Source organism: Sphingopyxis sp. Geo25, from assembly GCF_949769135.1.
Lineage (GTDB): Bacteria > Pseudomonadota > Alphaproteobacteria > Sphingomonadales > Sphingomonadaceae > Sphingopyxis.
Genome location: NZ_CATKOZ010000001.1, coordinates 579,618 through 593,013 on the forward strand (window position 1 = coordinate 579,618; position 13,396 = coordinate 593,013).

General features: G+C 65.7%; 15 protein-coding genes. 10 read left to right on the top strand and 5 right to left on the bottom strand.

What is annotated here, in order from left to right; genetic code table 11:
• Window positions 1-141 precede the first annotated feature (141 nt).
• Window positions 142-945: an SDR family oxidoreductase gene (locus QOL68_RS02945; protein WP_282946787.1), complete on the bottom strand. Its 804-nt coding sequence runs from the start codon at window positions 943-945 to the stop codon at window positions 142-144.
• Window positions 946-1,071: 126 nt separating this feature from the next.
• On the opposite strand from QOL68_RS02945, the gene QOL68_RS02950 reads away from it, so the two are divergent.
• On the top strand, window positions 1,072-1,566 hold the full coding sequence (locus tag QOL68_RS02950) for a hypothetical protein (protein ID WP_283404272.1): 495 nt from the start codon (window positions 1,072-1,074) through the stop codon (window positions 1,564-1,566).
• Window positions 1,567-1,874: 308 nt separating this feature from the next.
• On the opposite strand, the gene QOL68_RS02955 is transcribed toward QOL68_RS02950, so the two are convergent.
• From QOL68_RS02955 to QOL68_RS02965, 3 genes are all read right to left on the bottom strand, one after another.
• Window positions 1,875-2,426: a SixA phosphatase family protein gene (locus QOL68_RS02955; RefSeq protein WP_282946789.1), complete on the bottom strand. Its 552-nt coding sequence runs from the start codon at window positions 2,424-2,426 to the stop codon at window positions 1,875-1,877.
• Window positions 2,427-2,478: 52 nt separating this feature from the next.
• Window positions 2,479-5,208: an ATP-dependent DNA helicase gene (locus QOL68_RS02960; protein ID WP_282946791.1), complete on the bottom strand. Its 2,730-nt coding sequence runs from the start codon at window positions 5,206-5,208 to the stop codon at window positions 2,479-2,481.
• A gap of 177 nt (window positions 5,209-5,385) precedes the next feature.
• A complete protein-coding gene (locus QOL68_RS02965) occupies window positions 5,386-5,754 on the bottom strand; it encodes a PilZ domain-containing protein (protein ID WP_282946793.1) in 369 nt (122 codons plus the stop codon).
• 73 nt (window positions 5,755-5,827) lie between these two features.
• On the opposite strand from QOL68_RS02965, the gene QOL68_RS02970 reads away from it, so the two are divergent.
• The 9 genes from QOL68_RS02970 to QOL68_RS03010 all read left to right on the top strand — a co-directional run bounded on the left by QOL68_RS02970 (window position 5,828) and on the right by QOL68_RS03010 (window position 12,195).
• A complete protein-coding gene (locus QOL68_RS02970; RefSeq protein ID WP_282946795.1) occupies window positions 5,828-6,265 on the top strand; it encodes a response regulator transcription factor in 438 nt (145 codons plus the stop codon).
• A gap of 98 nt (window positions 6,266-6,363) precedes the next feature.
• Window positions 6,364-6,900, top strand: coding sequence for a DUF4199 domain-containing protein (locus QOL68_RS02975; RefSeq protein WP_282946797.1), 537 nt, complete (start codon window positions 6,364-6,366; stop codon window positions 6,898-6,900).
• A 71-nt stretch (window positions 6,901-6,971) separates the two neighbouring features.
• Window positions 6,972-8,573: a lysine--tRNA ligase gene (locus tag QOL68_RS02980; protein WP_282946799.1), complete on the top strand. Its 1,602-nt coding sequence runs from the start codon at window positions 6,972-6,974 to the stop codon at window positions 8,571-8,573.
• A 120-nt stretch (window positions 8,574-8,693) separates the two neighbouring features.
• Window positions 8,694-9,179, top strand: coding sequence for a DUF3291 domain-containing protein (locus QOL68_RS02985; protein ID WP_282946808.1), 486 nt, complete (start codon window positions 8,694-8,696; stop codon window positions 9,177-9,179).
• Window positions 9,176-9,661, top strand: coding sequence for an asparaginase domain-containing protein (locus QOL68_RS02990; protein ID WP_282946809.1), 486 nt, complete (start codon window positions 9,176-9,178; stop codon window positions 9,659-9,661). Before QOL68_RS02985 ends, QOL68_RS02990 begins: the two co-directional genes overlap by 4 nt.
• A gap of 94 nt (window positions 9,662-9,755) precedes the next feature.
• Complete coding sequence (bufA2, locus tag QOL68_RS02995) at window positions 9,756-10,040, top strand: BufA2 family periplasmic bufferin-type metallophore (RefSeq protein WP_058454510.1); 285 nt, start codon at window positions 9,756-9,758, stop codon at window positions 10,038-10,040.
• Between the two features lie 171 nt (window positions 10,041-10,211).
• Window positions 10,212-10,520, top strand: a complete 309-nt coding sequence (locus tag QOL68_RS03000; RefSeq protein WP_058454509.1) for a hypothetical protein — start codon at window positions 10,212-10,214, stop codon at window positions 10,518-10,520.
• Between the two features lie 63 nt (window positions 10,521-10,583).
• Entirely contained in the window at window positions 10,584-11,432 is an 849-nt protein-coding gene (gene bufB, locus QOL68_RS03005; RefSeq protein ID WP_282948250.1) for an MNIO family bufferin maturase, read from the top strand.
• A complete protein-coding gene (locus tag QOL68_RS03010) occupies window positions 11,425-12,195 on the top strand; it encodes an HvfC/BufC N-terminal domain-containing protein (protein WP_058454507.1) in 771 nt (256 codons plus the stop codon). The genes bufB and QOL68_RS03010 overlap by 8 nt, the downstream gene beginning before the upstream one ends.
• Here the strand turns inward: QOL68_RS03010 and QOL68_RS03015 are convergent.
• Window positions 12,192-13,223, bottom strand: coding sequence for a fatty acid desaturase family protein (locus tag QOL68_RS03015; protein WP_282946813.1), 1,032 nt, complete (start codon window positions 13,221-13,223; stop codon window positions 12,192-12,194). The genes QOL68_RS03010 and QOL68_RS03015 overlap by 4 nt on opposite strands.
• Window positions 13,224-13,396 lie beyond the last annotated feature (173 nt).

Here is a 13,396-nt window from a genome sequence, read left to right on the forward strand (position 1 = left end):
GGACCATCCAACATCGTCACGCCGGACTTGATCCGGGGTCCATGCTGTCAACGCCGCGGTGGATCCCGGATCAAGTCCGGGATGACGAAGGGGAGGGTGTGACGTCCGCGTCGCCCCCCAGCTGCAATCATCCTCGCGGCATCAATGTCCCGCGGTTCCCAGCCCGTCGATCTTCTTCGACTGCTTCGCGATCAGGCCGGGAAAGAAGCGCGCGAGGCGAGAGAGGCGCTTGGCCATCTTGCCGACGGTGACATGCACCTTGGTTCCGTGAACAGCCTCCCACGCCGCTTCGGCCACGCGTTCGACCGGCGAGATTTCGAAACCGGCGGCCGACAGGCGGCCGCGTGCGGGTTCGTTGCTGTCGGCGCTGACCTGGTCGAGGATCGGCGTGTCGATGAAGCCGGGCATCAGCGATCGCACCTTGATGTCGTGCTTGGCGAATTCGATTTCGAGCGCTTCGGTGAGGCCGCGCACCGCGAATTTTGTCGCCGAATAGACCGCAAGCCCCGCGACGCCATAAAAGCCCGAGGCCGATCCGGTGTTGAGGATCGTCGAACCCGGCGTCGCGCGAAGCAGCGGCAGCGCCACATAGACGCCGTTGACCACACCGCCGAAGTTGATCGCGATCAACCGGTCGGCCTCTTCCGGCGCCATATCGATGAACTGGCCGCCCGATCCGATCCCTGCGTTGTTGAACAGCACGTCCAGCCGCCCGCCGCTGGCCTTTGCGAAATCATCGAGCGCGGCCTTCCACTGGTCGCGGTCGCGGACGTCCATGACGTGGCGTGACGACGCGCCCACGGGCAGCAATGCGGCGGTTTCGTCGATCCCCGCCGAATTGACGTCGGCGATTCCGACGAACCAGCCCTGGGCGGCGAAATGGCGTGCCGTCGCGCGGCCGATGCCCGATCCGCCGCCGGTGATGAAAATCGCCTTCCGTGCCACCCTCGTCTCCTTACATCCTTGTCAGTGCGAGAAGAGGCCAGCTTGACGGACACGTCAAGCGCAAAGGTGGCTTGGCAATCGGCGTGGGGGATGGCTATCAGGGCGCCGATGTTCCGCCTGCGCCTGATGCTCCTCGCCCTCCTGGCTTTCTGTCTCGGCGCTGCGGTTCCCGCATCGGCCGCGGTTACGGTCAGCTTCTACAGCCACGATTTCGGCGACCGTTTCCCGCACGCCTTCATCGTCGTGAAGGGACGGCTCGACGGCAGCGGGCAGGCGGTCGACAATAATTTCGGCTTCACCGCGAAAAATGTCAGCCCCGCGATCCTGCTCGGTTCGGTGAAGGGCTATGTCCAGACGTCGCAGCCCGACTATATCGCGAAGAGCGACCGACAGTTCAGCGTCACCATCGACGATGCGACCTATGCGCGGCTGATCGCGAAGGTCCGCGAATGGCAGGACCGCAAGCAGCCGAGCTACAGCCTGAACAAGGCGAACTGCGTCCATTTCGTGATGGAACTCGCCGAGGTCGTCGGGCTCAAGGTCAATCGCAAGAGCAAATATTTCAAGAAACCCAAGACCTTCCTGATCGAAGTCAGAGAGCTGAACCCGGCGCTGGGGTGACGAACGACCGGTTGCGACCGGAAGCTGCCCTAACCATCATCGTCTCTTCCATCGTCACCCTGAACTTGTTTCAGGGTCCATGGTCTGCCGTTTCCTTGGACGCGGCGCCGGATGCAAGGCCCGGTCATGGATGCTGAAACAAGTTCAGCATGACGAGCTTGGGGCGACCGCTCCCCACCCCAATTTAGACATCCCCTCTTCGTCATCCCGGACTTGATCCGGGATCCAGCGCGGCGTTGAAGTCGTGGACCCCGGATCAAGTCCGGGGTGACGAATGTCTGGAATCCGCCCCAAAGCCGCAATCCGCGTCAGTCGTTATCCATCGCCGGTCCCAGCGCCGGGTCGAGGTCGCGCGGACGGACGAACGCGGTGATCCGCGCCTTGTTGACGTCGAGATCGTGCCAGTCGGCGATGTCGAGTTCGAGCCGCACGAGCGCCGAGGTCGGCAGCTTTTCCTCGACCTGTTCGCGAAGCGGGCCGCCGCCGTCCGACGGGACGAGTTCGAGCACCAGATCCTCCAGACCCGGATTGTGACCGGAGATCAGCAGGTGCTCCGCATCCTTGCCCATGTCGCGGATGACGTCGATCAGCGTCGCCGCCGATGCGAGATAGATGCGCCGGTCCCAATGCGGTTCGAGCGCATCGAGCGCCGCCGCCGGCTGGAACAGGTCGAGCGTCTCGGTCACGCGCACCGCGGGCGAGGCGATGATGCGGTCGACGGGCAGGCCCTGCCGCTTGACATATTGGCCGATGAGCTCGGCGCCGCGGCGGCCGCGGGCGTTGATCGGCCGGTCGAAATCGCGTTCGACCTGTACGTCCCAGCCCGACTTGGCGTGCCGCAGGATCGTCAAACTTTTCAAAATCGCTCCCCGCGTTGCCCTGTGACCCTCTCGCTCGCTCTCTGCCGGAAACTTATGACGGTGAAAAGGCGGGAAAGGCGCTTTTTCTTCGTTCGACATTCGCCGCGGCGACATGGTTCACCGCCTCGTCGAGCGGCAGGCGGCGGACCGGCGTTCCGTCGGGGAAGCCGCTCAGCAACCTCGAAGGGAAGCTGGGCGAGAGCATCACGAACTGGCCGAAATCGTCGGCGCGGCGGATCAGCCGCCCGAACGCCTGGCCGATGCGCGCGCGGATGACGCTGTCGTCATAGGCGCTGCCGCCCTGCGCCGCACGGCGCGCGGCGTGGAGGATCGTCGGGCGCGGCCAGGGCACGCCCTCCATCACGACGAGGCGTAGCGACTCGCCGGGCACGTCGACGCCGTCGCGCAGCGCATCGGTGCCGAGCAGCGAAGCGTGCGGATCGGCGCGAAAGATGTCGACGAGCGTGCCGGTGTCGAGCGGATCGACGTGCTGGGCATAGAGCGGCAGGCCGGCGCGGGCGAGGCGGTCGGCGATGCGCGCGTGGACGATGCGGAGCCGCCGGATCGCGCTGAACAGACCGAGCGCGCCGCCGCCCGATGCCTCGATCAGCCGGCTGTACGCGCCGGCGAGCGCAGGCAGGTCGCCGCGCGGGATGTCGGTGACGATCAGCACCTCGGACTGGCGCGCATAGTCGAACGGGCTCGGCACGGCGAAATGCTGGACCCCGCCGTCCATGTGCCGTGCGCCGGTGCGGATGTCGGCATCGGTCCATCCGCTTCCGCTACGCAAGGTCGCCGAGGTCACGAGCACCCCCTGCGCGGGCCGATAGACGATCTCGGCGACCGGCCGCGCCGGGTCGAGCCAGTGGCGGTGCAGCCCCATATCGAACTCGCGTCCGTCGAAGCGGTCGACCGCGAGCCAGTCGACGAAGTCGGGATCTGCCGGGCCGCCGACGCGCCCGAGCAAGGAGAGCCACCCGCCGAGCGTGTCGATGCGCGTGCCAAGGCTGTTGCGCGCGCCGTCGACGCGCGCGCGCGCCTGTCCATCGAGCCAGTCGGGCGGATCCTCGACCAGCGCGTCAAGCCGTTTGCCAAGCGCCATCAGCGGGCGCAGCAGCGCCTCGATCGCGTCACTCGCATTCGCGGCGGCGGCGACCAGTTCGGGATCGGGATCGGCGAGTTCGGTTTCGAGGCCGTAGCCGCTGTCGCCGGTGCGCGTGTCGACGCTGCGCGCATAGGTCATCGCGCGCACCGCGACGAGTAACCGCTCGATCGCACCCCATGGTTCGCTCTCGGAAATGCGCCCTAGCCAGCCTTCGCCGGGCAGTTCGCCTGCTGCCTGGATCGCGGCCTGGATCGCCTTGTCGCCAGCCTCGTCATAGCTCGCGACGTCGGCGAGGCGCGCCGCGAGCCCGCGCCGCCGTCCGCGCGACTTGCCTTCGGGTCCGAGCACCCAGCGGCGGATTTCGACCGCTTCCTGTCCGGTGAGCGCCGCCGCGAACATGCTGTCGGCGGCATCCCACAGATGATGGCCTTCGTCGAAGATCAGCCGCGTTGCAGGCGCACCGCCGTCCCGCGGGCGCGCCGCCTGCACCATCGTCAGCGCATGGTTGGCGATGACGATATCCGCCTGGCCTGCGGCGCGCGCCGAGCGCTCGATGAAGCATTTGCGGAAATGCGGGCAGCCCGCATAGATGCATTCGCCGCGCCGGTCGCTGAGCGCGGTCGTCCCGTTGCGGCGGAACAGCGCGGGGAGCCAGCCAGGAAGGTCGCCGCCGACCATGTCGCCGTCGCGCGTATAGGCTGCCCAGCGCGCGACGAGCTGCGCCAGGATCGCGGCGCGGCCCGAAAAGCCGCCCTGCAAGGCATCCTCGAGGTTGAGCAGGCAGAGGTAATTTTCGCGGCCCTTGCGCACCACCACCTTCTCGCGGTGCGTCGCGGCATCGGGATAGAGTTTCTCGGTCTCGCGCGCGAGCTGGCGTTGCAGCGCCTTGGTGAAGGTCGAGATGCAGACCGCGCCCGCCGACTGGTCGATCCATTGCTTGGCGGGGGCGAGGTAGCCCAATGTCTTGCCGATCCCCGTGCCAGCCTCTGCAACGAGCATCTGCGGCATGTCCTTGCGCTCGCGCGGCGCGAAGATCGCGGCGGCCGCGCGGGCGTAATCCTGCTGCCCCGAACGCCGTTCGGCGCCGTCGCCGGTCAGCCGGTCGAGCCGCGCGCGGACGTCGTCGGGATTGACCGTCACCTGACGCGGTTGCGGGCGCGGCGGCGCTTCTTCCCATTCGGGCAGCTTGGCGAAAAGCCAGCGCTCGGCCTTGTCGGGCGAGCCGAGGCGCGATTGCATGAGCGACGCCCACGGCCAGCGCTGGCGTCCGAGCGCTTGCAGCCCGTGCCAGGCGCCTTCGCGCTCGGGCCAGTCGGGCTCATCTAGGCTGGCGAGCATCGCAGCGGCGGCGAGGCGGAGGAAGGGCGCGATGTCCTCTTCGGCCTTCGGCGCTTCGAGGCCGATCGATGCGGCGATCCCGGCGGGCGTCGGCACCGCGAAGCGCGCCGGGTACAGGAAGGCGAACAGTTCGAGCAGGTCGAGCCCCGACAATTCGGGGTAGCCGAGCCGGTCGCCGGTCAGCGTCGCATTGAGGAGCAGGTGCGGCGTCGCAGCGACGGCGGCAATGGCTTCGCCGCGCCCGACGCGCTGCACGCGCCCCGCGGGATCGGCGATCCAGATGCCGACATGGCTCGCGTGCAGCGCGGGCAGGGCAAGGGGATCGACGCGGGGGAGCATCGGGATACGCTAGGGACAAAAGGCGAACGCGGCAAGGCGGCATACCAATCCTCCCTGTCGCAAAGCGATGGGGAGGGGGACCGCCGAAGGCGGTGGAGGGGCGAGAGGCACCGGCCCTTCCGTCAGCGCTTCGCGCTGCCACCGCCCCATGCCTTCGGCACAGGGAGGATGGAAGGACTAGCTGAGCCCGCGGCGTCCGAAGCCCGCGGTGCGCTGGCTCAGAAAGGCCGGCGGCACGTCGGTGGGTTTGACCCTGCGTGCGTTCCGGAGCGCGTTGTAGAGCGCGCCATGCGTCAACTCGTAAGGGAAGCGGACGCCCATACGGTCGAATTCCGACCACATCACGATCGCGTAGGTGACCTCGCCGGCATAATGGATTTCGCAGCGCGACCGCGCGGGCATGCTCGCGCCGTCGATGCGCGCGCCGCCTTCGGACAGGTCGACGATGCGCCCCTCGACGAAATTGAGCACGCCATTGACCATGACCTCGATCGAAACCGGCGTCCGGTTGTGGCTGCGCGCCGTGGGGGTACGGAAGTTCGTCATGGGCAGAGGCTAAGCCCGACATGGTAAATTTTCCGGTAACGATAAGCCGTCCGATGGCACCATATTGCAAGCAATGGCCGACAATGATTTACCGACGATCATGGCGCGCTCGATCATCCTCTATGGCATTGCGCTGGCCGCGGTGGCGTTCCTGCTCGAATGGCTGAATTATCGCCATGTCGTGCATCGCTGGTCGGCCGAATTCTATATCGTCTGCATCGCGGCCGTCTGCGTCGCGCTCGGCATCTGGGTCGGCAATCGGTTGACCGCGCGGCCGCGGCAGACCTTTGTGCGCAACGATGCGGCGATCGCCGCGCTCGGGCTCAGCGCGCGCGAGTGCGAAGTGCTCGAAATGCTCGCGGCTGGGCACGCCAACAAGGTCATCGCGCGCCAGCTCGATATTTCGCCGAACACGGTGAAGACGCATGTCGCGCGGGTTTATGAAAAACTGGAGGTCGCCAGCCGGACGCAGGCGGTTCAGAAGGCGCGGACGCTCGACATCCTGCCGTAGTTTCGGACGAAAGGCCCAAAATCACCCGTTTGGGCGATGGATTTCGGCCGTTGGTCCGGCGCATCTCGCATGGCATTCATCCATCGGGGAGATATATCATGGGCAGGATCATCGCGGTTTACGGCGCCATTGCGGGCGTCATCGTCGTCGCGGGGATGTTCATCAACATCGGCTTCCTCGCCGACCATGGCGCGATGGGGATGGTCGCCGGCTATCTGTCGATGCTGGTCGCGCTCATTTTCGTCTTTGTCGGCGTGAAGCGCTATCGGGACGTCGATCTGGGCGGGGTGATCGGCTTCTGGAAAGCCTTTGGCGTCGGGATTGGGATCGGGCTCGTCGCGGGGCTGTTCTATGTGCTCGGCTGGGAACTTTATATGTGGCGGACCGGCGGGACCTTCATGGCCGAATATATCGCCTCGAGCATCGAGGATATGCGCGCGGCCGGCAAATCGGCGGAGGAGATCGCGAAATTCTCGTCGGAGATGGGCGCGATGGCCGAGCAGTACAAGAATCCGCTGTTCCGCATGGCGCTGACGTTGACCGAGATATTGCCGGTCGCGCTCATCGTGTCGCTCGTGTCCGCGGCGCTGTTGCGCCGGAGCAGTTTCATGCCGGCGGTCCAGCCGCGCGGCTGAGCCGGGCGGGAAGGGGACTGGCGCGTCCGGTCTTCTTCCCATCCGCGCATCTTGCCGCTATGGCGCGCGGCATGACTGACTTGCACCTTCATCCGTCGCTGCGCGAGCCCGCGCAAACGTCCAAGGCCTGGCCGTTCGAGGAAGCGCGCAAGCTGGTGAAACGCTATCCGCAGGGCAAGCCGGGCGGCGAGGCGGTGCTGTTCGAGACCGGCTATGGTCCCTCGGGCCTGCCGCATATCGGCACCTTCAACGAAGTGCTGCGCACGACGATGGTCCGCCGCGCCTATGAGGCGATCACCGGCGGCGCGCCGACCCGCCTCGTCGCGTTCAGCGACGACATGGATGGCCTGCGCAAGGTACCCGACAATGTGCCGCAGCAGGAGATGCTGCGCGAACATCTCGGCAAGCCGCTCACCGCGATCCCCGATCCGTTCGGCAAGTATGAAAGTTTCGCTCATCATAACAATGCGATGCTGCGCGAGTTTCTCGACCGCTTCGGCTTCGAATATGAATTCGTCAGCTCGACCGAGCGGTACAAGTCGGGCGCGTTCGACGAGGCGCTGAAGAATGTCCTGCGCCATAACCAGGACATTCTCGACATCATGCTGCCAACGCTGCGCGCCGAGCGCGCCGCGACCTATTCGCCGATCCTGCCGGTCAGCCCCAAGTCGGGGATCGTGCTGCAGGTGCCGGTGACCGTCGTTGACGCCGACACGGGCCTGGTGTCGTTCGAGGACGAGGGCGAGACAATCACGCACAGCATCCTTGGCGGCGGCGCGAAGCTGCAGTGGAAGGTCGACTGGGCGATGCGCTGGGTCGCGCTGGGCGTCGACTACGAAATGTACGGCAAGGACCTGACCGACAGCGGCATCCAGTCGGGCAAGATCGCACGCGCGCTCGGCGGGCAGAAGCCCGAGGGGCTGATCTACGAAATGTTCCTCGACGAAAAGGGCGAGAAGATTTCGAAGTCGAAGGGCAATGGCCTCAGCCTCGAGCAGTGGCTGAGCTATGGTAGCGAGGAGAGCCTCGCCTTCTTCGCATACCGCGAGCCCAAGGCGGCGAAGCAGCTCCACATCGGCGTGATCCCGAAGGCGGTCGACGAGTATCTGCAGATGCGCGGCAACTATGCGGCGCAGGAGCCCGACAAGAAGCTCGGCAACCCGGTGCATCACGTCCATGTCGCGCGCGGCGAGGATATGCCGTCGGCCGAGCTGCCGGTGACGTTCGGGCTGCTGCTCAATCTCGTCGGAGTGATGGGCGCCGATGCGTCGAAGGAGCAGATCTGGCGCTACCTCGGCCAATATGTCGACGGCGCGAATGCCGAGACCTATCCCGAACTCGACCGGCTGATCGACAATGCGATGGCGTATAACCGCGACTATGTCGCGCCGACGCTGAACCGTCGCAAGCCGCAGGGCGGCGAAGGCGCGGCGCTGGCCGAACTCGACGCGAAGCTCGCGGCGCTGCCCGCCGACGCCTCGGCCGACGATATCCAGAATATCGTGTACGAGATCGGCAAGAACGAAGCCTATGGCTTTGAAAACCTGCGCGACTGGTTCAAGGCGCTCTACGAGACGCTGCTCGGTTCCAGCGCGGGTCCGCGCATGGGCAGCTTCATCGCGCTGTTCGGGATCGACAACACGCGGCGGTTGATCGCCGAAGCGCTGGCTTAAACGCAAGCCGACGTTAAATTCCGTTCGTGTCGAGCGAAGTCGAGACACGTTGCGGCGTAGTGCCAAGCCAAGGCATCTCGACTTCGCTCGATGCGAACGGACGTTTATTGGGAGGATAACATGGCGGACTATGAACTCGCGCAGATCAATATCGCGCGCTTCCGCCTGCCCGCCGACCATGTCGCGAACCGCGACTTCATGGCGGCGCTCGACGGCGTCAACGCGATCGCCGAGGCGAGCGACGGCTTCGTCTGGCGGCTGACCGGCGAGGGCAATGACGCGACCGATGTGGCCGTCACCGACGATCCGCTGGTCATCCCGAACATGTCGGTGTGGCGCGACCTCGATGCGCTCGCGGCCTTCGTCTATCGCCAGCCCGAGCATCTTTCGATCATGCGGCGGCGCAAGGAATGGTTCGACCATATCGCCGTCTATCAGGTGCTGTGGTGGGTGCCCGCGGGCCACCGTCCGACGGTGGCGGAGGGGATGGCGCGGCTTGCGATGCTCGAAGCAAGCGGGCCGGGTCCCGAAGCCTTCACCTTCAAGCAGCCGTTCGCGGCTCCCGACGGCACCCCGGCCCTGCCGGTCCAGGACGAATGCGCGTGATCGACATTTTCACGACGGGTGGGACGATCGACAAGGTCTATTTCGATGCCTTGTCGGAATTCCAGATCGGCCCCGCGGCGATCCCCGACATGCTGCGCGAGAACAACGTCCATGTTCCGCACCGCGTCACCCAGCTGATGCGCAAAGACAGCCTCGAGCTGACCGACGCCGACCGCGAGACGATCCGCGCCGCGGTCGCCGCGAGCGATGCAGGCCGCATTCTCGTGACGCACGGGACGGACACGATGGTCGTTACGGGTCGCGTTCTCGCAGGGATCCCAGGCAAAACGATCGTCATGACCGGGGCGATGCAACCCGCATCGGTGCGCGCAAGCGATGCCGAATTCAATGTGGGTTTCGCGCTTGCCGCCGCGCAAACGCTGCCTCCGGGCGTCTATATCGCGATGAATGGCATGATCTTCGACCCCGAAACGACGGTGAAGGACCGCGCCGGCGCGCGCTTCGTGTCGAGCGCCGGATAAACGCGGCGGCGCTGTAACCTTCTTTCGGCGCATCCGAATATCCCTCCGTGGACCGGTATCGTGCCGCGCCATCCTGTCTTCGGAGGAAATCATCATGACCAGCAACAAATTCGCCGCCGCCATCGCCGCTTCGGCCACCGCCCTCGCGCTCGCCGGCGCCGCCATGGCCGCGCCCGCTCCGGCGGGCAGCTCGGGCGCCGCGGTCGGCGCCAAGGACACCGTCCACTGCTACGGCGTCAACAGCTGCAAGGGCACCGCCGACTGCAAGACCGCGTCGAACGAATGCAAGGGCCAGAACGAATGCAAGGGCCACGGCTTCAAGGCGATGGCCGCGGCCAAGTGCCTGTCGGACGGCGGCGTGATCGGCGACCTCGGCTGATCCCGCGCTGATCGTCCAATCTTTCCCGTGCGGCGAACCGTCCCGCCGCACGGGAAATCCCTTCGCCTGTGATCCAGATCATGCCACAAGGCCCTCGGGTCGTGTGACAAAAGCACGGGGGCGACGAGTCGCTCCACCTTTATCTGGACAACCAAGGGAAGGGACGATCACATGAATAGCAACAAACTCGCCGGTATGATTGCCGCCTCGGCCACCGCGCTCGCGCTGTCGAGCGCCGCGATCGCGGCCGACAAGCCGTTGCCGAAGCAGATCGGCGCCAACGACACGGTGAAATGCTATGGCGTCAACAGCTGCAAGGGCTCGTCCGATTGCAAAACCGAAGCGGCCTCGTGCAGCGGCGATTCGGGCTGCAGCACCGCGGGCAACAGCTGCGCCGGCGCCAACAGCTGCAAGGGCAAGGGCTTCAAGAAGATTGCGGCGGGCAAATGCCTGACGGACGGCGGCAAAATCGGCGTCTGACGCGAAGACGGGCGGGTCCGGCTACGCGCCGGACCGCTTCGTTCGCCATGGAGACGACGCGTGATTGAACCCGATCGCAAGACCGCGCCTTCGCCGGGTTTTGGCCTGGGGTTGCGCCCCGATCATTACCCCGATTTCCTGCGTGAGCCCCAGCCGGTGGACTGGCTGGAGATCATTTCCGAAAACTACATGGTGCCGGGCGGCAAGCCGCTTGCGATGCTCGATGCGATCCGCGCCGATTATCCGATGGTCATGCATGGCGTGTCGCTGTCGATCGGGTCCGACGAGCCGCTCGACATGGATTATCTCGCGGCGTTGAAGGCGCTCGAAAGACGCGTTGAACCGCTTTGGATTTCGGACCATCTTTGCTGGACCGGGATCAATGCGCATAACACGCACGACCTGCTGCCGCTCCCCTATGATGCGCCCGCGCTCGACTGCGTCGTCGAGAATATCGGCCGTGTGCAGGATTATCTCGGCCGCCGCATCCTGATCGAAAATCCGTCGAGCTATGTGACCTTTCGCTCGTCCGACCGCAGCGAATGGGAGTTCCTCGCCGAAATGGCCGGGCGCGCCGACTGTCTGCTGCTGCTCGACGTCAACAATATCTATGTCAGCGCGCGCAATCACGGCTTCGATCCCGAGGACTATCTGGCGGGGCTGCCGGTGGACCGCATCCAGCAGATTCACCTCGCCGGGCACAGCGACATGGGCGATTATGTCATCGACACCCACGATGCCGATGTCTGCGACGCGGTATGGGATCTTTATGCGAGCGCGATCAGGCGGTTCGGATCCGTCGCAACGATGATCGAGCGCGACGACGCCATTCCGCCGCTTGCCGACGTGCTCGCCGAACTCGATTGCGCCCGGGCGCTTGCGGCACGCGCGCTGGAGCCCGAGCATGCCTGAGACGCTGCGGGAGATGCAGCGGCGCTTCCTTGCCGGCATTGTCGGCGACGATGGGGAGGCGGAGGCGCTGATCGTCGACGACGACCGCGTCGACGCCCGCCGACGGCTCGACATCTATCGCAACAATTACCGCGCCAGCCTGACCGGCGTCCTCGCCGACCACTATGAGCGGCTCCACGCCTATCTGGGCGACGAGCAGTTCGACAACGTCGCGCAAGCCTATGTGACTGCGCACCCGTCAACGACGCGGAACCTGCGCTATTATGGCGAGGGGTTGCCGGCGTTCCTCGCCAAACATTTTCCCGACGACGGCGAGCTTGCCGAGCTTGCCGCACTCGACTGGGCGCTCCGTCATGCTTTCGATGCGCGCGACACCGCGATGCTAGATGCCGCGGCGGTCGGCGCGCTTGGCGACGCATGGATCGAGCAGCGCCTCGTGCTGCATCCCTCTGTGCGTTTGCTTCGGGTGCGCTTCAACGTCGCAGCGTTGTGGAGCGCGCTCGATGCCGAACAGGAGCCGCCCGAACCGGTAGCCTTTGCGTCGCCTGTCGCGTTGCTCGTCTGGCGGAGCGGCCAGCAGCCGAGTTTCCGTAGCCTGCCGGAAGCGGAAGCCGATGCGCTGGCGCAGTTCGAAGCCGGTTCCAGCTTCACCGACCTCAGCGCACATGTCATCGCCGCGATGGGGGAGGCGGGGGCGATGGAATCGCTCGCGGCCTGGCTCGGCCGCTGGCTCGCCGACGGCGTGCTGATCCTGGCCGACTAGGCCTGTGCCGTAACCTGCCGTAGCACCGCGCGGTAGTTCGGCGCGATCGTCATCGCCCGATGCTTGTCCTGCGACCCCAGCATCGCGTGGACGGCAGGCAGGCGATAGCAGGGCACACCCATGAACAGATGATGCTCGGCGTGATAATTCACCCAATATGGAGCGACCGTCGCGCGCGCGATCCAGCCGGCATAGGTCGTGCGCGCATGGGTGAAGGGATCCTGACTGCCGGTGGTCGTGCAGGCATGTTCGGCGATGTTGCGGATGCGAAGGTAAAGCTGAAAGGTCGTCGCCAGCCCGGCGAGCCACAGCAGATAGGGCGTCCAGCCATAGAGCACGAGCGAGGCCGTCAGCAGCACCACTTGCACGGCCAGGAAACGCCCCACCGCACGCGTCACCGCCATCGCGCCCGCGACGTCGATCGTCGGTGACGTCATGCCGTCGTCCGACTGCTTGTTGAACGGCGTCCCCGCCTTGGTACTCGCACGGCCGTTTTCAATCGTTTCGCCGCGCAGCATCGCCTTCAGGCCTTTGAAGGCGAATCCGAACTGCGCCATGCGCTGCTTGAAAAAGGTCTGGCCGGTCAGGTCGCGCAGCACCTTGCGTCCGAGGCTGGCCCGCGTGGTGGGGAAAGGCTTTGACAGCGACAGGTCGGGGTCTTCGGGTTGCTGCGTGAATTTGTGATGCTGAAGATGATAGGTGCGATAGGCGATCAGGTCCGACCCGATCGCGGCGCCCGTAAGCCACTGGCCAAGGAAGTTATTCACCTTGCGATTGGGGTGGAGCAAGCCGTGCGCCGCCTCATGCATCAGGATCGCGAGGCCGAGCTGGCGCCCTCCGACGATGATCACAGCGAGCAGCCAGGCAAGCGGATTGCCGCTCCATGCGGCGAGGCCGACCGCGGCGATGCTGACGATCCATGCGTGGGCAACGAGCCAGGGCCCGCGCCAGCGCGACGGCGCGGTGATCGCGGTCCATTCGGCGCGGTCGAAAAAACGGTCGGGCGGCAGCAGGCGGACGGCAGGCATGCGACCAGTCTAACCCGTTGCGATCCGAAACCCAACCCCTTCCGTTTTGGTACAGGATCGGGGGAAACGGGGGCGGTGGCGGTAAGGATTTGGAAACCCCTTTCCCGACAGAGACGGGAGGGGGCAGTTGAGCGGATTGGGGCGTTTTTTTTGGGGGTTAAGCATCATATCCT

Bases quoted from the DNA above. Each gene is read 5' to 3' on its own strand.
- QOL68_RS02950 (WP_283404272.1), top strand. From the start codon at position 1,072: ATGCTCCTCGCCCTCCTGGCTTTCTGTCTCGGCGCTGCGGTTCCCGCA.
- QOL68_RS02960 (WP_282946791.1), bottom strand. From the start codon at position 5,208: ATGCTCCCCCGCGTCGATCCCCTTGCCCTGCCCGCGCTGCACGCGAGC.
- QOL68_RS02965 (WP_282946793.1), bottom strand. From the start codon at position 5,754: ATGACGAACTTCCGTACCCCCACGGCGCGCAGCCACAACCGGACGCCG.
- QOL68_RS02970 (WP_282946795.1), top strand. From the start codon at position 5,828: ATGGCCGACAATGATTTACCGACGATCATGGCGCGCTCGATCATCCTC.
- QOL68_RS02975 (WP_282946797.1), top strand. From the start codon at position 6,364: ATGGGCAGGATCATCGCGGTTTACGGCGCCATTGCGGGCGTCATCGTC.
- QOL68_RS02980 (WP_282946799.1), top strand. From the start codon at position 6,972: ATGACTGACTTGCACCTTCATCCGTCGCTGCGCGAGCCCGCGCAAACG.
- QOL68_RS02985 (WP_282946808.1), top strand. From the start codon at position 8,694: ATGGCGGACTATGAACTCGCGCAGATCAATATCGCGCGCTTCCGCCTG.
- bufA2 (WP_058454510.1), top strand. From the start codon at position 9,756: ATGACCAGCAACAAATTCGCCGCCGCCATCGCCGCTTCGGCCACCGCC.
- QOL68_RS03000 (WP_058454509.1), top strand. From the start codon at position 10,212: ATGAATAGCAACAAACTCGCCGGTATGATTGCCGCCTCGGCCACCGCG.
- QOL68_RS03010 (WP_058454507.1), top strand. From the start codon at position 11,425: ATGCCTGAGACGCTGCGGGAGATGCAGCGGCGCTTCCTTGCCGGCATT.
- QOL68_RS03015 (WP_282946813.1), bottom strand. From the start codon at position 13,223: ATGCCTGCCGTCCGCCTGCTGCCGCCCGACCGTTTTTTCGACCGCGCC.